This is a genomic window from Pseudomonas sp. B111, assembly GCF_026428275.1.
In the GTDB taxonomy this organism is placed as follows: Bacteria; Pseudomonadota; Gammaproteobacteria; order Pseudomonadales; family Pseudomonadaceae; genus Pseudomonas; species Pseudomonas aeruginosa.
Window position 1 is genome coordinate 4659331 of record NZ_CP097857.1, and the last position, 17512, is coordinate 4676842.

The 17512-nt window shown below is 65.5% G+C and carries 16 protein-coding genes and 2 tRNA genes; 2 read left to right on the plus strand and 16 right to left on the minus strand.

Going from position 1 to position 17512, the window contains the following annotated elements:
• Positions 1-84: 84 nt before the first annotated feature.
• The 6 genes from rplI to rnr form a co-directional block, all read right to left on the minus strand.
• Positions 85-531, minus strand: a complete 447-nt coding sequence (rplI, locus tag M6E97_RS21665) for a 50S ribosomal protein L9 (RefSeq protein ID WP_003095627.1) — start codon at positions 529-531, stop codon at positions 85-87.
• 21 nt (positions 532-552) lie between these two features.
• The gene (locus tag M6E97_RS21670; RefSeq protein WP_003095630.1) at positions 553-1422 is read right to left on the minus strand and encodes a hypothetical protein; all 870 of its coding nucleotides are present in this window, start codon (positions 1420-1422) and stop codon (positions 553-555) included.
• A gap of 36 nt (positions 1423-1458) precedes the next feature.
• Positions 1459-1689, minus strand: coding sequence for a 30S ribosomal protein S18 (gene rpsR, locus M6E97_RS21675; protein ID WP_003095634.1), 231 nt, complete (start codon positions 1687-1689; stop codon positions 1459-1461).
• 29 nt (positions 1690-1718) lie between these two features.
• Positions 1719-2138: a 30S ribosomal protein S6 gene (gene rpsF, locus M6E97_RS21680; protein ID WP_003095636.1), complete on the minus strand. Its 420-nt coding sequence runs from the start codon at positions 2136-2138 to the stop codon at positions 1719-1721.
• A gap of 214 nt (positions 2139-2352) precedes the next feature.
• Positions 2353-3099, minus strand: a complete 747-nt coding sequence (gene rlmB / locus M6E97_RS21685) for a 23S rRNA (guanosine(2251)-2'-O)-methyltransferase RlmB (RefSeq protein ID WP_003095638.1) — start codon at positions 3097-3099, stop codon at positions 2353-2355.
• Positions 3096-5813 carry a ribonuclease R gene (gene rnr / locus M6E97_RS21690; protein ID WP_004347671.1) on the minus strand — a complete coding sequence of 906 codons (2718 nt, stop codon included), beginning with the start codon at positions 5811-5813 and terminating at the stop codon, positions 3096-3098. The genes rlmB and rnr overlap by 4 nt, the downstream gene beginning before the upstream one ends.
• A 204-nt stretch (positions 5814-6017) precedes the next feature.
• On the opposite strand from rnr, the gene M6E97_RS21695 reads away from it, so the two are divergent.
• Both M6E97_RS21695 and M6E97_RS21700 read left to right on the plus strand, forming a co-directional pair.
• Positions 6018-6104: transfer RNA gene (locus M6E97_RS21695), tRNA-Leu, on the plus strand.
• 129 nt (positions 6105-6233) lie between these two features.
• Positions 6234-6320 (plus strand) — tRNA-Leu (locus M6E97_RS21700).
• 156 nt (positions 6321-6476) lie between these two features.
• Here M6E97_RS21700 and M6E97_RS21705 read toward each other — a convergent pair.
• The 10 genes from M6E97_RS21705 to amiB all read right to left on the minus strand — a co-directional run bounded on the left by M6E97_RS21705 (position 6477) and on the right by amiB (position 17509).
• Entirely contained in the window at positions 6477-7769 is a 1293-nt protein-coding gene (locus tag M6E97_RS21705) for an adenylosuccinate synthase (protein WP_003095642.1), read from the minus strand.
• A 51-nt stretch (positions 7770-7820) separates the two neighbouring features.
• Positions 7821-9005, minus strand: coding sequence for an ATP phosphoribosyltransferase regulatory subunit (locus tag M6E97_RS21710; protein WP_003095644.1), 1185 nt, complete (start codon positions 9003-9005; stop codon positions 7821-7823).
• Positions 9006-9039: 34 nt separating this feature from the next.
• Positions 9040-9225, minus strand: coding sequence for a DUF2065 domain-containing protein (locus M6E97_RS21715; RefSeq protein WP_003095647.1), 186 nt, complete (start codon positions 9223-9225; stop codon positions 9040-9042).
• A gap of 95 nt (positions 9226-9320) precedes the next feature.
• Positions 9321-10190 (minus strand): protease modulator HflC, encoded by an 870-nt coding sequence (gene hflC / locus M6E97_RS21720; protein WP_003106429.1) that lies wholly within the window; start codon positions 10188-10190, stop codon positions 9321-9323.
• On the minus strand, positions 10190-11389 hold the full coding sequence (gene hflK, locus M6E97_RS21725; RefSeq protein WP_003116168.1) for an FtsH protease activity modulator HflK: 1200 nt from the start codon (positions 11387-11389) through the stop codon (positions 10190-10192). The genes hflC and hflK overlap by 1 nt, the downstream gene beginning before the upstream one ends.
• 94 nt (positions 11390-11483) lie before the next feature.
• The gene (hflX, locus tag M6E97_RS21730) at positions 11484-12785 is read right to left on the minus strand and encodes a ribosome rescue GTPase HflX (RefSeq protein ID WP_003095652.1); all 1302 of its coding nucleotides are present in this window, start codon (positions 12783-12785) and stop codon (positions 11484-11486) included.
• Between the two features lie 12 nt (positions 12786-12797).
• Positions 12798-13046, minus strand: a complete 249-nt coding sequence (gene hfq, locus M6E97_RS21735; RefSeq protein ID WP_003095657.1) for an RNA chaperone Hfq — start codon at positions 13044-13046, stop codon at positions 12798-12800.
• A 105-nt stretch (positions 13047-13151) separates the two neighbouring features.
• Positions 13152-14123: a tRNA (adenosine(37)-N6)-dimethylallyltransferase MiaA gene (gene miaA / locus M6E97_RS21740; RefSeq protein WP_003109468.1), complete on the minus strand. Its 972-nt coding sequence runs from the start codon at positions 14121-14123 to the stop codon at positions 13152-13154.
• Between the two features lie 57 nt (positions 14124-14180).
• The gene (mutL, locus tag M6E97_RS21745; RefSeq protein WP_003106411.1) at positions 14181-16082 is read right to left on the minus strand and encodes a DNA mismatch repair endonuclease MutL; all 1902 of its coding nucleotides are present in this window, start codon (positions 16080-16082) and stop codon (positions 14181-14183) included.
• Positions 16082-17509: an N-acetylmuramoyl-L-alanine amidase AmiB gene (amiB, locus tag M6E97_RS21750; RefSeq protein WP_003123571.1), complete on the minus strand. Its 1428-nt coding sequence runs from the start codon at positions 17507-17509 to the stop codon at positions 16082-16084. Before amiB ends, mutL begins: the two co-directional genes overlap by 1 nt.
• Positions 17510-17512: the final 3 nt, after the last annotated feature.

Sequence of the window (17512 nt, forward strand, 5' to 3'; positions counted from 1 at the left end):
CGGTGCCGTTGCCGGTACCGTGCCCGATGTTAGCGGACTGCCGCGGACACGCATATGCCCGCCCAGCCCTACCGATCGGATCGCTTACTCAGCGACGATGATCAGCTTCAGAGTGGTTTCCACGTCGGTGTGCAGGTGCACGGCGACGTCGAACTCACCGGTGTTGCGCAGCGCGCCGTTGGGCAGGCGAACTTCGGCTTTTTCCAGCGGGTAACCGGCAGCGGAAACGGCTTCGGCGATGTCGCGGGTGCCGATCGAACCGAACAGCTTGCCTTCGTCGCCAGCGTGGGCGCCGAGGGTTACCACCAGCTCGGAGAGCTGGGCAGCACGGGCTTCGGCAGCGGCCTTCTTCTCGGCGGCAGCCTTTTCCAGCTCGGCGCGGCGGGCTTCGAACGCAGCGACGTTCTCGGCGGTGGCGACGGTGGCCTTGCCCTGCGGCAGCAGGAAGTTACGGGCGTAACCGCCCTTGATGTTCACCTTGTCGCCCAGGTTGCCCAGGTTGGCGACTTTTTCCAGCAGGATGACTTCCATTTGAGTCTTACCTCTTAACTTTTAACCTTCACCGTTCGTGGAACCCTGGCGCCGGGCCAGGCGTCCACGAAAATCAAACAGACTGTCGACAACCGCCAAAAGACAGATCAGGTTCCCCAGCAGCAATACAGCCAGGTACAGGCCCACCAGCCAACCACCCGCGAGGCGCTTCAGGGCGATCAGGCCATGCCCGAGCGCCACGCCGGCGATGATCAGCGGCACGCTGCACAACGGACCGAGCACCGCGGCCTGCACTTCCAGCGCCGGGACCACGACGGCCCCCAGCAGCAGGATCACGGCAACCGCCGGCGCCAGCCGCAAACTCCGGAATTCGCGGCCGAAGCCGCCCGGGTTGTACAGCGAAGCCTGCCAGTACCGCGCGAGCATCAGGCAGAGCAGGCAGGTCACCTGCAGCGAGGAAGCCATGACCCCGGTCAGGGTCGGCACCAGCGCCACCTGCAACTTGTCCAGCTCTTCGCCCGACAGCTGGGACTCCCCGCGAAGCTGGGTCAGGACCTTGGTGACTTCCGTCGCCAGGGCGCCGATCAGCTCGCTGGAGGTATGCCCCAGCACCAGCGCGAATACCACGCCAACTGCAACACTGCCCAGCAGCACATGGCTCCAGGACGTGCTGGCGCGCAGGATCTGCGCCAGCGTCAGGGTACCGAGCAGGACCAGAAGGATGCTCGGATCGCCCAGGTACCACCAGAACATCGCCGGTAGCACCGCCCAGGCCAGGACGCCGAAGGCGTCGCCGAATCCGCGCCGCAGCAGCACCAGGCTACCGGCGGCGGCACTCAGCCAGAACAACAGTGGAACAACCGCGGAGCCTGCCACGGCGAGCGTGGCCTGCATGCGGCCGCGCATGGTGAACTCAGCCAGTGCGCGCATGCGATCTATCCCTTACCAGCGTTCGACTGCCCGATCTCAACGGCCGTGGCTGTCGGTGTAAGGAAGCAGGGCCAGGTAGCGGGCGCGCTTGATAGCGGTCGCCAGCTGACGCTGGTACTTGGCCTTGGTGCCGGTAATACGGCTCGGAACGATCTTGCCGGTTTCGGAAACGTAGGCCTTCAGGGTGTTGAGATCCTTGTAATCGATCTCTTTCACGCCTTCGGCGGTGAAGCGGCAGAACTTACGACGACGGAAGAAACGTGCCATGTGATTGGCTCCTCAATACTGGTCCGGAATTACTCGTCAGCGTTATCGCTATCGCTGTTGTCGTCGCCATCGGCGCCTTCAGCGTTATCGTTCGGACGCTCACGACGCTCGCGACGCTCGTTGCGGCTTTCTTCAGCCTTGAGCATCTCGGACTGCTCGGTGACAGCTTCGTCGCGACGCATGACCAGGTTACGGATCACGGCATCGTTGTAACGGAAGTTGTCTTCCAGCTCAGCCAGGGCCTTGGCGCTGCACTCGACGTTCATCAGAACGTAGTGGGCCTTGTGCACGTTGTTGATGGCGTAGGCCAGCTGACGACGGCCCCAGTCTTCCAGACGGTGGATCTTGCCGCCGTCTTCTTCGATGGCCTTGGTGTAACGCTCGACCATGCCACCGACTTGTTCGCTCTGGTCCGGGTGAACCAGGAACACGATTTCGTAATGACGCATAAATGCTCCTTACGGGTTGCAGCCTGCCGCAGAACGGTCAGGCAAGGAGTGAATGTTTTCTTGGCTTGCCTGGCGGAGAGGCGAACGAACGCCTGCCCGCGCGGCAAGGGGCGACATTCTAGAGAAGGGCAACCGGCGAAGCAAGGAAGATTGGCGAATATTTGTACAGCGGATGGAATGGCGCGGGGCCGCGCCGCGGCGGCCCCGCACGCGCTCACTCCAGCGGGGTGCGCTGGCGGAGGATCTCGAACAGGCAGACGCCGGTGGCGACCGAGACGTTCAGGCTGCTGACGCTGCCGGCCATCGGCAACCTGGCGAGGAAGTCGCAGTGCTCGCGGGTCAGCCGGCGCATGCCCTTGCCTTCCGCGCCCATCACCAGCACGGTCGGCCCCTTGAGGTCGAGCTGGTAGAGGGTCTTGTCCGCCTCGCCAGCGGTGCCGACCACCCACAGGCCGCGCTGCTGGAGCTTTTCCAGGGTGCGCGCGAGGTTGGTCACCGCCACCAGCGGGATCACCTCGGCGGCCCCGCAAGCGACCTTGCGCACGGTGGCGTTGAGGGTCGCGGACTTGTCCTTGGGCACGATCACCGCCTGCACCCCCGCCGCATCGGCGGTACGCAGGCAGGCGCCGAGGTTGTGCGGATCGGTGACGCCATCCAGGGCCAGCAGCAGCGGCACGCCCTCGCTCCGCTCGAGCAGTTCCTCGAGCATGTTTTCGCCCCAGACCTGGCTGGGGCTGACTTCCGCGACCACGCCCTGGTGGACGCCTTCCGCCCACTCGTCGAGTTCGCGCCGATCGCGCTGCCCTACCGGAATACGGAACCCGGCGGCCAGCTCGGTGAGCACCTGGACCCGCGGATCATGCCGCCCCTCGGCCAGCCACAACTGCTTGACCCGCTTCGGGTGATGACGCAACAACGCTTCCACGGCATGCACGCCGTAGACCTTTTCCCACTGACTCATGACTTGGCCTTACGTTTGCGCGCCCCGGTGGCGGCCGGAGCGTTGTCGGCCTTCGGCTTGGAAGGCCCCTTGCGATGCTTGGTCGGCTTTCCCGGCTTGGCGGCAGCGGCGGGCTTGCCGCCCTTGGCCTTGCCCTTCGCGCTCTTGCCCGCAGGAACGACCTTGCCCTTCTTCCCGCCCTTGTCCTTGCCGCCGCCGACGCGCGCCTCGGCGAGCAGCGCCTGCTTCACCTCGCGACTCTTGCGCACGTCGGTGTTGCCGAGCATCTCCGCGGCCTGCGCCAGCAGCTCCGGCGCGACCGGCGGCAGCGCCTGCACCTTGCCGGCCTTGCGCCGCGGCACCACCGCGGCGTCAGGACTGGCCAGCGCCGGCTCCAGGTCGACCTCGGGCACGGATGCGCCCTTGCGCCCCTTCGGCGCCTTGCCGGCGTTCGCCGACTTGTCGCCGTTGCGCTTCTTGCGTCCGATCGGCGCGCTCAGCACGTTTCCGGCCAGCTCGAAATCGATCTTCCGCTCGTCCAGGTCGACCCGCGCCACTACCACTTCCGTGGTGTCGCCGAGACGGAAGCTGCGCCCGGTGCGCTCGCCGCTGAGGCGATGGTGCACGGCGTCGAAATGATAGTAATCGCCGGGCAGCGCGGTCACATGGACCAGGCCTTCGACGAAGATGTCGGTCAGCTCGACGAACAGACCGAAACCGGTGACCGCGGTGATTACGCCAGGGAAGGTCTCGCCGACCCGCTCGCGCATGTATTCGCACTTCAGCCAGTTGGTCACGTCGCGAGTGGCCTCGTCGGCACGCCGCTCGGTCATCGAGCACTGCTCGCCCAACTGGTCCAGGCGCAATTCGTCGTACGGATAGATGCGCGCCTTGGGCATGCTCGCCGCGCCGGCCCGCTGCACGTGCGGAGTCTCCGCCTTGGAGCGGATCACACTGCGGATCGCACGGTGCACCAGCAGGTCCGGGTAGCGCCGGATCGGCGAGGTGAAGTGGGTGTAGGCGTCGTAGTTGAGGCCGAAGTGGCCATTGTTGTCCGGGCTGTACACCGCCTGGCTGAGCGAACGCAGCATGACCGTCTGGATCAGGCGGAAGTCGGCGCGGTCGTGGATCTTCTCCAGCAACTCCTGGTAGTCGCCCGGGGTCGGCGCGGCCTTGCCGCGGCCGAGGCTCAACCCCAGCTCGCCGAGGAACTGGCGCAGGTTGTTGAGCTTCTCCTGCGGCGGGCCGTCATGCACCCGGTACAACGCCGGGATGGCGTGCTTCTGCAGGAAGCGTGCGGTCGCCACGTTGGCGCAGAGCATGCACTCTTCGATCAGGCGGTGCGCATCGTTGCGCTGGGTCGGGCGGATTTCCGAGATCTTCCGGTCGGCGCCGAAGACGATGCGGGTTTCCTGGGTCTCGAAATCGATCGCGCCGCGGACATGGCGGCCGGCCAGCAGCGCTTTATACAGCGCATACAACTGCTGCAGGTGCGGCACCACGCCGGGCAACTGCTGGCGCAGGTTCTCGGCCTCGACGCTGTCGGGATGCTCGAGCAACTGGCTGACCTTGGTGTAGGTCAGGCGCGCATGGGAGTGGATCACCGCTTCGTAGAACTGATAGCCGGTCAGCTTGCCGGCCTTGGACAGGGTCATCTCGCAGACCATGGCCAGCCGGTCGACCAGCGGATTCAGCGAGCAGAGACCATTGGACAGCACCTCCGGCAGCATCGGGATCACCCGCTCGGGGAAATACACCGAGTTGCCGCGCCTGGCCGCCTCTTCGTCCAGCGCCGAACCGACCTTCACGTAGTGCGAGACATCGGCGATCGCCACGAACAGGCGCCAGCCGCCGCCGCGCTTGGCCTCGGCGTACACCGCGTCGTCGAAGTCGCGGGCATCCTCGCCGTCGATGGTGACGAAGGGCACCTGGCGCAGGTCGACACGCTTTTCCTTGTCCTTCTCCGCCACTTCCGGCTTGAGCTTGGCCGCTTCCTTCTCCACTGCGGCCGGCCAGACGTGGGGGATATCGTAGCTGCGCAGGGCGACTTCGATCTCCATCCCCGGCGCCATGTAGTCGCCGAGCACCTCGACGATCTCGCCCTGGGCCTGGCGGTGGATGCTCGGCCATTGCTCGATGCGCACCTGGACGAACTGGTTGTGCCTGGCCTTGCCGGCCTTGCCCGGCGGGATCAGGACTTCCTGCTGGATCTTCGGGTTGTCCGCGACCACCACGCCGATGCCGCTTTCCTCGAAGTAGCGGCCGACCACGATCTCGTGGGCCCGCTCGATCACCTCGACCAACTGGCCTTCGCGGCGTCCGCGCCGGTCATGGCCGGACACCCGGGCCAGGGCGCGGTCGCCGTCGAACACCAGGCGCATCTGGGTGGGGCTGAGGAACAGGTCGTCGCTGCCATCGTCGGGGATCAGGAAGCCGAAGCCATCGCGGTGCCCGCTGATGCGGCCGCGGATCAGGTCCAGCTTGTCCACCGGCGCGTAGGCGCCACGACGCGTATAGATAAGCTGCCCGTCGCGCTCCATGGCGCGCAGGCGACGACGCAAGGCCTCTTCCGGCTCCTCGCCGGCGAGCCCGAACTCGTCGAGCAACTGGGAGCGAGTCGCCGGAGCGCCTCGCTCGGATAGGTGAGCCAGGATCAGTTCCCGGCTGGGGATGGGGTTTTCGTACTTTTCCGCTTCGCGAGCGGCCTCGGGATCGAGGTTTTGCCAATCGGCCATTAGAGGTAGGTCACCTTTTCTTCTTTAGCGTTTGCTGCCATTGCTCTATTGAAGCGCGAAAACGCTTCGTCGGTCAGCTTCGGCAGCAGAATAATTTTTATCGCATCAGGGGTTTACAAGCAGAATACGTACTCGTATAGTTCGCGCCCACAACGTTGCTGAGACGTTGTAACACGGAAACGATGAGCGATCATCGACTCCAGTGCCCAGGTGGCGGAATTGGTAGACGCACTAGGTTCAGGTCCTAGCGGTGGCAACACCGTGGAAGTTCGAGTCTTCTCCTGGGCACCATATTTCAGACAAAGCCGGGCATTAGACCGTTTTTGTTTCAGCAGTTCAGCCACTACCAGGCATTGAAACTGCGACAAGGTTTGCAACACCCAAGTCGATGAGCGATCATCGCACAATGCTGAAAAGCATGCCCAGGTGGCGGAATTGGTAGACGCACTAGGTTCAGGTCCTAGCGGTGGCAACACCGTGGAAGTTCGAGTCTTCTCCTGGGCACCATCTTCAAGACAAACAGCCGAGCATCGCTCGGCTTTTTGTTGTCCGCGATTTTTCCCTTCGAGCCACGCCACCTCCCCCCGCTCGCCGCGGCGCCGACCCCGGAAATGAAAACGGGCCGCATGCGCAGCCCGTTCCGTCATCGCCCCGCTATCCGCCTCAGGCGAATGGATGGCGCAGGATGATGGTTTCGTTGCGGTCCGGACCGGTGGAGATGATATCGATCGGCGCACCCACCAGTTCTTCCACGCGCTTGATGTAGGCGCGGGCGTTGGCCGGCAACTCTTCCAGGGTCTTCGCACCCACGGTCGACTCGCTCCAGCCGGGCATTTCCTCGTAGACCGGCTGCAGGCCGATGTAGCTGTCGGCATCGGTCGGCGCTTCCAGCACATCGCCATCGGCATTCTTGTAGCCGACGCACAGGCGCACCACGTCCAGACCATCGAGCACGTCGAGCTTGGTCAGGCACAGGCCGGAGATGCTGTTGATCTCGATGGCGCGGCGCAGGATCACGGCATCGAACCAGCCGCAGCGACGAGCGCGACCGGTGGTGGCACCGAACTCGTGGCCGCGCTTGGCCAGGTAGGCGCCGACGTCGTCGAACAGCTCGGTCGGGAACGGACCGGAGCCGACGCGAGTGGTATAGGCCTTGGTGATACCCAGTACGTAGTCCAGGTACAGCGGGCCGAAGCCGGAACCGGTGGCGGTACCGCCAGCGGTGGTGTTGGAACTGGTCACGTAGGGATAGGTGCCATGGTCGATGTCCAGCAGCGATCCCTGGGCGCCTTCGAACATGATGTCCTTGCCGTGCTTGCGCAGGTCGTGCAGGGTCGCAGCGACATCGGCCATCATCGGCTTGAGCAGCTCGGCATACTCCATCGCCTCGTCCAGAGTCTTCTGGAAGTCGATGGCCGGCTCCTTGTAGTAGTGCTGCAGGACGAAGTTATGGTAGTCCAGCAGCTCGCCCAGCTTGGCGGCGAAGCGCTCGCGGTGGAACAGGTCGCCGACGCGCAGGCCGCGACGCGCCACCTTGTCCTCGTATGCCGGGCCGATGCCACGACCGGTGGTGCCGATCTTGGCTTCGCCGCGGGCCTTCTCGCGCGCCTGGTCGAGGGCGACGTGATAGGACAGGATCAGCGGACAGGAAGGACTGATGCGCAGGCGCTCGCGCACCGGCACGCCCTTCTCTTCCAGCTTGGTGATTTCGCGCAGCAGCGCATCCGGCGCCAGCACCACGCCATTGCCGATCAGGCACTGCACGCCTTCGCGCAGGATGCCCGATGGAATCAGGTGCAGGACGGTTTTCTCGCCATCGATCACCAGGGTGTGGCCAGCGTTGTGACCACCCTGGTAGCGAACTACGGCAGCCGCCTGCTCGGTGAGCAGGTCGACGATCTTGCCCTTGCCCTCATCACCCCATTGGGTGCCCAGGACTACGACATTCTTACCCATAACACTTGTCCCCATCGTGGAAGTTCGATGCCGGCCGCGGCCGGCGGAATCTCAGGACGCCAGCGGCGCCACCTGCCAATTGCCATCGCGCAGCGCCAGCTGCCGGTCGCAGCCCGCCTCGCGCGCAGAAGCCGCATCCTGCCCGGGCAGAGCCTGGACGACACGCTGCCCGTCGCGGCGCAGTCGTTGCACCGCCTGCCAGAGCCCGGCCCCTTCGGCCGGCGCCCAGATACCCGATACAGCCTGGTCCAACCGGGCCTGGCCGAGAGTGACCAGGCTTTTCAGATCGGTGGAGAAACCGGTGGCCGGGCGGGCGCGCCCGAAATCGGCACCGATATCATCATAGCGACCGCCCTGGGCGATGGACTGGCCAACGCCGGGCACGAAGGCCGCAAACACCACGCCGGTGTGATAGTGATAGCCACGCAGCTCGCCGAGGTCGAAATACAGCGGCAAGCCGGGGAAACGTCCAGCCAGCGAATCGGCGATCTCGATCAGCTCGTTCAGCGCCACCTGGACATCGGCCGGCGCCGCCGCCAGACGGGCACGGCCCTGCTCCAGCGCATCGCGGCCGCCGCATAGCTCGGCCAGCGCACGCAACATGCCGCGCAGCTCGGCAGGCAGGTCTGCAGTCAGCGCCTCGACCTCGTCCACCGCCTTGCGCTGCAAGGCATCGAACAACTGCTGCTCGACTTCGCCGGACAGCCCTGCCGCGCGCGCCAGGCCGCGGTAGATACCGACATGGCCGAGGTCCATGTGCACGTCCGGCACTTCCGCCATCTCGAGCATTTCCAGCATCAGGCTGATCACCTCGACATCGCTGGCAGGGCTCGGATCGCCGTACAGCTCGGCGCCCAGCTGGATCGGACTACGCGAAGTGGACAGCGCGCGCGGCTGCGCATGCAGCACACTGCCGGCATAGCACAGGCGGCTCGGTCCCTCGCGGCGCAGGCTGTGCGCATCCATCCGCGCCACTTGCGGCGTAATGTCGGCACGGAAACCCATGAGCCGGCCGGACGCCGGGTCGGTCACCTTGAAGGTGCGCAGGTCAAGATCCTGTCCCGCACCGGTGAGCAGCGACTCCAGGTATTCGATATGCGGGGTCACGACGAACTCGTAACCCCAGCGGTGGAACAGATCCAGCACCTGACGGCGGGCTGCTTCGATGCGCGCCGCCTCCGGGGGCAGCACCTCTTCGATCCCATCTGGCAGCAGCCAGCGGTCTACCGTTGCCATTTCGCCTCTCCCCTTTCAGCCGGGCGGCACATCATCAGTGAATCCAGTAAAGAAGCAGGGTGCCGAGCAGCATGCTGCCCAGCCCCACGAGACGCAGGTGACGGTCGCTCAGCCGGCCGATGCCGGTGACCGCCTCGCGCCATTGTCGCGGACACAGGAACGGCAGGATGCCTTCCAGCACCAGCACGAGACAAAAAGCGATGCCGAATTCCTGCCACATGATTCTCGCGGACGCAAAAAAGCCGGGATTTCCCGGCTGGCTCATCATAACACGATTTCTCCGGCGGGCGCTGCCGCCCGCCGGAGAACCGAGTATTACTTGTTGGCCTTGTTCAGATAGCGGAAGAACTCGCTGCTCGGATCGAGCACCAGTACGTCGCGCTTCTCGGCGAAGCTTTCGCGATACGCCTTCAGGCTACGGTAGAAGGAATAGAACTCCGGATCCTGGTTATAGGCCTTGGCGTAGATCGCGGCAGCCTTGGAGTCGCCGTCACCGCGGGTCTCTTCCGACTCGCGGTAGGCTTCGGCAACGATTACCCGGCGCTGGCGATCGGCGTCGGCACGAATGCCTTCGGCCAGTTCGCGACCCTTGGCGCGGTGCTCGCGGGCCTCGCGCTCACGCTCGGTGCTCATCCGCTCGAAGACGCTGCGGTTGACTTCCTTCGGCAGGTCGATGGCCTTGACCCGCACGTCGATCACCTCGATACCCAGCTCCTTCTGCGCCATGCGGTTCAGCGAAGCGGTGATGTCGCCCATCAGCGCGTCGCGCTCGCCCGATACCACTTCATGCAGGGTACGCTTGCCGAACTGGTCGCGCAGACCCGCTTCGAGACGCCGCGACAGGCGTTCGTCGGCGATCTGCTTGAGGCCCGAGGTAGCGGTATAGAAGCGCTCGGCATCCGCCACCCGCCACTTGGCATAGGCATCTACCATCACCGCTTTCTTTTCCAGGGTCAGGAAGCGCTGGGTCGGGGCATCCAGGGTCAGCAGGCGAGCGTCGAACTTGCGCACTTGGTTGACGTACGGGATCTTGAAGTGCAGGCCCGGCTTGACGTCGGACTCGACCACCCGGCCGAAGCGCAACATGACCGCGCGCTCGGTCTGCTGGACTACGTAGACGCTGTTCCACAGGACGATGGCGGCGACGACACCGACGATCAGAGCGATCAAAGACTTGTTGCCCATCAGCGGCTCTCCCTCGTACGCGCGTCTTGCTGGCGCAGGTCGTTGACGATCCGCGACCCCAGGTCGGAAGCGCTGGCGCTGCCACCACCGGCGGAAGCACCGGCACCCGTAGCGGGGGCGGCGTTACGACCATCGATCATCTTGTCCAACGGCAGGTAGAGCAGGTTGTTCTGCCCCTGCTGACCGGTCACCAGCACCTTGCTGGTCTGGCTGAAGACTTCCTGCATGGTGTCCAGGTACAGACGCTCGCGCGTCACTTCCGGAGCCTTGCGATATTCCACCAGCAGCTTGGAGAAGCGATCCGCCTCACCCTGGGCGCGCGAAATCACCTCGTCGCGGTAACCGTTGGCTTCTTCGATGATGCGCTGGGCCTGGCCACGCGCCTCCGGCACCACGCCGTTGGCATAGGCTTCGGCCTGGTTCTTCTCGCGCTGCTCGTCCTCGCGGGCCCGGATCACGTCGTCGAACGCTTCCTGCACCTCACGCGGGGCCTGGGCGCTCTGGATGTTCACCTGGGTCACGGTGATACCGGTCCTGTAGGTATCCAGGAAGCGTTGCAGGCGCTCGCGCACCTCGGTCGCCATCTGCTCGCGGCCTTCGGTGAGGATCCGGTCCATGGTGGTGGAGCCGGCGACATGCCGCAGCGCGCTCTCGGTCGCCTGCTGCAGGCTGACCTCGGGCTGGTCGACGTTGAGCACGAAGTCCTGCAGGTTGCTGATCTTGTACTGCACGGTCAGCGGCACTTCGACGATGTTCTCGTCCTCGGTGAGCATCTGCCCCTGCTTGCTGTACGCACGCTCGCGGGTGACGTTCTCCTGGAAGCGCTTGTCGATCGGCGGGAAGTAGAAGTTCAGGCCGGGACCGACCGTCTCGTAATACTTGCCGAAGCGCAGGATGACCGCCTGCTCCTGCTCGTCCACCACATAGATGGCGTTGTACAGCCAGAGCACGGCGAGGATCGCCAGGCCGATACCGAACAGGCCCAGGCCACCGCCCTTGCCGCCGGAACCGGAGCCGGAACCGTTGCCACTGCGTTTTTTTCCACCGAACAGCCCGTTCAGGCTGTCCTGAAGCTTGCGGAAAGCCTCATCCAGGTCGGGCGGCCCCTTGCGGTCACCACCGCCACCACCACCGCGGCGGCCTCCCCACGGGTCTCGATCGTTGTTGTTCGAGTTGTCACCCGGCTCGTTCCAAGCCATAGCGCTCTCCATCTAGTAACGCGAAACGCGCCTGCGGCGCGGCCACCCATGCTACCGAATGCCCTGCCCGCTGCCAAAAGCAGCGATACGGGCTTTATTGCAAAGTGTGTTGCGCAACGAACTCCGCCGGCTGCCAGCCAGCGCGGCTCGCCAGGCGGTTCAACTCGGCCCGCGGCAGGCGCACCTGCAGCAGGGTACAACCTTCCTCATCGTGCGCCTCGGACTGCACCGCGCCCAGTTCGAACAACTGGGCGCGCAGGCGCCCGAGCCGCTGGGGCAGGCGCAAGGTCCCGACGAAGAGGTCCTCGCCGAGCAGCTCGGCGATGGCCTGGCGCAACAGGTCGAGGCCTTCGCCGGTCTGCGCCGACAGCCAGACGCGCACCGGCTTGCCGGAGTCGTCGCGCTGGATGTGCGGCTCGACCGAGGGTAGCAGGTCGACCTTGTTATAGACCTCGAGCATCGGCAATTCGTTGGCGCCGATCTCGCCGAGCACCGCCAGCACCTGCTCGACCTGCGCATCCCGTTCGGGCTCGTAGGCGTCGATCACGTGCAGCAGGAGGTCGGCGTTGCTCGACTCTTCCAGCGTAGCGCGGAAGGCCTCCACCAGCTTGTGCGGCAGGTGACGGATGAAGCCCACCGTGTCGGCCAGCACCACCGGCCCGAGATCGTCCAGTTGCAGGCGACGCAGGGTGGGGTCGAGGGTGGCGAACAACTGGTTGGCGGCATACACCTCGGAGGCGGTGAGCGCATTGAACAGGGTCGATTTGCCGGCGTTGGTATAGCCGACCAGGGAGACCGCCGGGATATCCGCGCGCTTGCGCCCGCGTCGAGCCTGCTCGCGCTGGCTGCGGACCTTCTCCAGGCGCTGCTTGATCTGGCGGATGCGCACGCGCAGCAGGCGTCGGTCGGTTTCCAGCTGGGTCTCGCCCGGACCGCGCAGGCCGATACCGCCTTTCTGCCGTTCGAGGTGGGTCCAGCCGCGTACCAGCCGCGTGCTCATGTGCTCCAGTTGCGCCAGCTCCACCTGCAACTTGCCTTCGTGGGTACGTGCGCGCTGGGCGAAGATGTCGAGGATCAGCCCGGTCCGGTCGAGTACGCGGCACTCGAACGCTCGCTCGAGGTTGCGCTCCTGGCTGGGCGTCAAGGTGTGGTTGAAAATCACCAGCTCGACGTTTTCGGCCTTGACCAGGTCGTGCAACTCCTCGACCTTGCCACTGCCGATAAGATATTTGGCGCTCGGCTGGTGGCGGGAGACGCTGACGAATGCCACCGTTTCCGCGCCGGCCGAACGCACCAGCTCCTGGAACTCCTGCGGGTCTTCACGCGCCTCGGGGTTCTGCCCTTCCAGATGCACCAGAACAGCCTGTTCCCCACCACCTGGGCGCTCAAAGAACAAAGCGGACTCCCGTCAAGCGTTGCCCGGCTCGGCCGGCTGGTCACCGCTCGGCAGACGCACCGGACGGCTCGGTACCACGGTGGAGATCGCGTGCTTGTATACCATCTGGCTGACGGTGTTCTTCAGCAGGATGACAAACTGGTCGAAGGACTCGATCTGGCCTTGCAGCTTGATGCCGTTGACCAGATAGATGGAAACCGGGACGCGTTCTTTCCGCAGGGTATTGAGGTAAGGGTCTTGTAGCGAATGCCCTTTTGACATGTGCCGCACTCCTTTAAGGATCGTAGTTTGAAGTAGTCGAATAGGGTGACTTGGCGCCGTCCAAACTCCGGTCTCGCTCCGGAAACAGACGGACAAATTAAGGTCTCAGGCCAATATGGAGACCGTTTTCAGGTATTTCAAGGCACGCGGCAGATTGTCACCTGCTAGGCTGTCCATCCAGTGTAGATGGCTCCAGCTTCGCAGCCAGGTGAACTGGCGCTTGGCCAACTGGCGGGTAGCGATGATGCCGCGTTCGGTCATTTCAGCGTAGGACAGCTTGCCATCCAGGTAATCCCACACCTGACGGTAACCCACGGCTCTAATAGACGGTAATCCTGCATGCAAGTCACTTCTGGCATGCAGTGCTTCGACCTCGGCGATGAAACCCTGTTCCAGCATCTGGCGAAAACGCTGCGCAATCCGCGCGTGCAACACCTGGCGCTGCTCGGGAGCAATCGCCAGCTGAGCGACAGTATACGGCAATTGATTCCTGCCTGACGCGTCAAAATCCGCCTTTTCAGCGCTTTGCCGGCGACGCAGGTCGCTCATCGACACCCCGCCGAGGCGATACACCTCGAGCGCCCGCATCAGTCGCTGCGGGTCGTTGGGGTGGATGCGCGCAGCCGACTCCGGGTCGACCTCGGCGAGTTGCCGGTGCAGCGCCTCCCAACCTTCGGCCAGGGCCTCGGCCTCGATCGCCGCGCGCACCTCGGGATCGGCGCCGGGCATGTCGGCCAGGCCCTCGAGCAACGCCTTGTAATAGAGCATGGTGCCCCCCACCAGCAGGGGAATCCTGCCGCGCGCGGTGGCCTCGGCCATCGCCGCCAGGGCGTCGGCGCGAAATTCCGCGGCCGAATAGCTCTCCGCCGGGTCGCGGATATCGATCAGGCGGTGCGGATAGCGCGCCAGCAGCTCCCGGGAAGGCTTGGCCGTACCGATATCCATGCCGCGGTAGATCAGCGCCGAGTCGACGCTGATCAGCTCGCAGGGCAGCACATCGGCCAGCGCCATCGCCAGGTCGGTCTTGCCGGCGGCGGTCGGCCCCATGAGAAAGATGGCGGGAGGCAGGGAAGACATCGGAAAGCTCTTGGACAAAGCGCATAGCTTCGGGCTTTGCGCCCGAAGCTGCAAGGCTCAGCGTCCGCGCAGGAAGAGCTTGTCCAGCTCGTCCAGGCCCAACTGGGTCCAGGTCGGACGCCCATGGTTGCACTGGCCGCTGCGTTCGGTGATTTCCATGTCGCGCAACAGGGCGTTCATTTCCGGCAGGGTCAGGCGCCGGTTGGCGCGCACCGCGCCATGGCAGGCCATGGTGCCGAGCAACTCGTTCAGGTGTGCCTGGATACGGTCGCTGGTGCCGTACTCCAGCAGGTCGGCGATGACATCGCGCACCAACTGGGTCGCCTCCGCCTGCTTGAGCAGCGCAGGGATCTGCCGGATCGCCAGGCTTTCCGGCCCCAGGCGCTGCAGCTCGAAGCCCAGGCGCTGGAACCAGCTGGAATGCTCTTCCGCGCAATCCGCCTCGCGCTCGCTGACCGCGATCGACTCCGGCACCAGCAACGGCTGCCCACGCAAGCCTTCGCTGGCCATCGCCACCTTGAGGCGCTCGTAGGTGATCCGTTCGTGGGCCGCGTGCATGTCCACCAGCACCAGGCCGTGGGCGTTCTCGGCGAGGATGTAGATGCCCTTGAGCTGCGCCAGGGCGTAACCCAGCGGCGGGATGTCCTGGGCGCTCTCGGGCAACGCGGCTGGCGCCTCGCCCGCGGGTAACGGCGCGAAGTAGGCCTTGTAGGCGCCACCGGCCTCGGCCAGAGAAGGCGGCGCCTCCGGCCGGGTGTAGGCGGAATAGCCGGAGGAGCCGCCGGAGGCCGACGAGCCGCCACTCCAGCCCACCCGTGCCGCCGGACTCTCCAGCACGCTCTCAGCCAGGCGCATCTCGCCCTGCGGGCCGAACTCGCCGGCGGCAGCGCCGGTCGGTCGCGGCTCGGTCAGGCTGGTCGCCCCGGGCGGCGCGAGCTGGTCGTCGGGACGGACCTCGCCCAGCGCACGATGCAAGGTGCCATAGAGGAAGTCATGGACCATCCGGCTGTCACGGAAGCGAACTTCGTGCTTGGTCGGGTGCACGTTGACGTCCACCACCGCCGGATCGACTTCGAAGAACAGCACGAAGGTCGGATGCCGGCCGTTGTACAGCACGTCGCGATAAGCCTGGCGCACCGCGTGGGCGACCAGCTTGTCGCGCACCATGCGCCCGTTCACATAGAAGTACTGCAGGTCCGGCTGGCTGCGGGAGAAGGTCGGCAAGCCGACCCAGCCCCACAGGTGCAGGCCGTTGCGCTCGACCTCGATCGGCAGCGCCTGCTCGAGGAATGCCTGGCCGCACACCGCGCCGACCCGGCGCGCGCGGGCCAGCTCGTCTCGCGCCTCGTGCAGGGCGAAGATGGTCTTGCCGTTGTGGCGCAGGTGGAAAGCCACGTCGAAACGGGCCAGCGCCAGGCGCTTGATGACTTCCTGCAGATGGTCGAACTCGGTCTTCTCGGCGCGCAGGAACTTGCGCCGCGCCGGGGTGTTGAAGAACAGGTCGCGAACCTCGACGCTGGTCCCCACCGGGTGCGCCGCCGGCTGTACCCGCGGCTGCATGTCGCGGCCCTCGGTTTCCACCTGCCAGGCTTCGCCAGCGTCGGCGGTGCGCGAGGTCATGGTCAGGCGCGCTACCGAGCTGATCGAGGCCAGCGCCTCGCCACGGAAGCCGAGGCTCATCACCCGCTCCAGGTCTTCCAGCTCGCGGATCTTGCTGGTGGCGTGGCGAGCCAGGGCCAGCGGCAGGTCGTCGGCGGGGATGCCGCGACCGTCGTCGCGCACTCGCAGCAACTTGATGCCGCCCTGCTCGACCTCCACGTCGATGCGCCGGGAACCGGCGTCAAGGCTGTTTTCCAGGAGTTCCTTGGCCACCGAGGCGGGACGCTCGACCACCTCACCGGCGGCGATCTGGTTCGCCAGCCGCGGACTCAGCAGCTGGATACGCGGTGCTTCACTCATCACTGGGCCGCCAGGGCGGTGCTCGGGATGGACAGGGCCTGGCCGACTTTCAGGTTGTCGCTGGACAGGCTGTTGCTGCTGCGCAGCGCGGCCATGCTCACTTCATAGCGCTGGGCGATCATCGCCAGGGTCTCTCCGGGCCGCACCACGTGCTCGCGCGGCCCCATGGAGAGCTTGCCCTGGGCGCGCAAAGAGGCGATGTAGGTGCCGGGCGGCGGGCTCTGCTGGAAATACTGGCGGATGCCGCTGGTGATCGAACGCGCCAAGGCCTGCTGATGGCTGGCGCTGGCCAGCTTGCGCGACTCGTTGACGTTCGAGATGAAGCCGGTTTCCACCAGGATCGACGGGATGTCCGGCGACTTCAGCACCATGAACCCGGCCTGCTCGACACGACGCTTGTGCAGCGAAGTGATGCGGCCGACATTGGTCAGCACCTTGTGGCCGACGTCCAGGCTCGACGAGAGGGTGGCGGTCATCGACAGGTCGAGCAGCACGCCGGCGAGCATCTGGTCCTTGTCGCCGAGGCTGACGCTGCCATCGCCGCCGATCAGGTCGGAACGGTTCTCGCTGTCGGCCAGCCAGCGCGCGGTTTCCGAAGTGGCGCCGCGGTCGGACAGGGCGAACACCGAGGCACCGAAGGCGCTGCGGCTCGGCGCGGCGTCGGCATGGATCGAGACGAACAGGTCGGCGCCCTTCTTGCGGGCGATCTCGGTGCGCTTGCGCAGTGGGATGAAGTAGTCGCCGGTACGGGTCAGCTCGGCCCGGTAACCGCGCACCTGGTTGATCTGGCGTTGCAGCTCGCGAGCGATCGACAGGGTGATGTTCTTCTCGTGCAACCCGCCCGGGCCAAGGGCGCCAGGGTCTTCACCGCCGTGGCCGGCGTCGATGGCGATGACGATATCGCGGGTACCGCCCTTGGTCGGCAACGGCAGCTTGGCCACCGGCTGGGTCGGCGTCACCGGAGTGACCGGCACGCTCGGGGTCGGCGTCGCGGGTACGTCCGGGGTCAGGTCGGCGCCCTGGTCGTAGAGATCGACCACCAGGCGGTTGCCGTATTGCTGGTTGGGCGGCAGGACGAAGCTTTTCGGGGTGACCTGCGCCGACAGGTCGAGGACCATGCGCAGGTCGTTGGGCGTGCGCTGGGCGGAGCGCACCGCGGTGATCGGGGTGTTGCCGAGCTTGAGACCGTTGAGCTGGGTCGCCAGCTGGGCGCCGCTGACGTCGATGACGATACGGTTGGGTGCGGCCAGGGTGAACAGGCTGTGCTGCACCGGACCGGAGAGATCGAAGACCAGACGGGTGTTGTCCGGAGCGCGCCAGATCCGCACGCTCTTGATTTGCGCGGCGGCCAGAACCTCGCCGACCTGGCAGGCCAGCAGAATCATCACCCCAGTCAACAACGTCCGCAGACGCAAGCCCCAACCCATCGT

Coding starts and splice junctions, on each gene's coding strand:
- rplI (WP_003095627.1), bottom strand. CDS start 531: ATGGAAGTCATCCTGCTGGAAAAAGTCGCCAACCTGGGCAACCTGGGC.
- M6E97_RS21670 (WP_003095630.1), bottom strand. CDS start 1,422: ATGCGCGCACTGGCTGAGTTCACCATGCGCGGCCGCATGCAGGCCACG.
- rpsR (WP_003095634.1), bottom strand. CDS start 1,689: ATGGCACGTTTCTTCCGTCGTCGTAAGTTCTGCCGCTTCACCGCCGAA.
- rpsF (WP_003095636.1), bottom strand. CDS start 2,138: ATGCGTCATTACGAAATCGTGTTCCTGGTTCACCCGGACCAGAGCGAA.
- rlmB (WP_003095638.1), bottom strand. CDS start 3,099: ATGAGTCAGTGGGAAAAGGTCTACGGCGTGCATGCCGTGGAAGCGTTG.
- rnr (WP_004347671.1), bottom strand. CDS start 5,813: ATGGCCGATTGGCAAAACCTCGATCCCGAGGCCGCTCGCGAAGCGGAA.
- M6E97_RS21705 (WP_003095642.1), bottom strand. CDS start 7,769: ATGGGTAAGAATGTCGTAGTCCTGGGCACCCAATGGGGTGATGAGGGC.
- M6E97_RS21710 (WP_003095644.1), bottom strand. CDS start 9,005: ATGGCAACGGTAGACCGCTGGCTGCTGCCAGATGGGATCGAAGAGGTG.
- M6E97_RS21715 (WP_003095647.1), bottom strand. CDS start 9,225: ATGTGGCAGGAATTCGGCATCGCTTTTTGTCTCGTGCTGGTGCTGGAA.
- hflC (WP_003106429.1), bottom strand. CDS start 10,190: ATGGGCAACAAGTCTTTGATCGCTCTGATCGTCGGTGTCGTCGCCGCC.
- hflK (WP_003116168.1), bottom strand. CDS start 11,389: ATGGCTTGGAACGAGCCGGGTGACAACTCGAACAACAACGATCGAGAC.
- hfq (WP_003095657.1), bottom strand. CDS start 13,046: ATGTCAAAAGGGCATTCGCTACAAGACCCTTACCTCAATACCCTGCGG.
- miaA (WP_003109468.1), bottom strand. CDS start 14,123: ATGTCTTCCCTGCCTCCCGCCATCTTTCTCATGGGGCCGACCGCCGCC.
- mutL (WP_003106411.1), bottom strand. CDS start 16,082: ATGAGTGAAGCACCGCGTATCCAGCTGCTGAGTCCGCGGCTGGCGAAC.
- amiB (WP_003123571.1), bottom strand. CDS start 17,509: ATGGGTTGGGGCTTGCGTCTGCGGACGTTGTTGACTGGGGTGATGATT.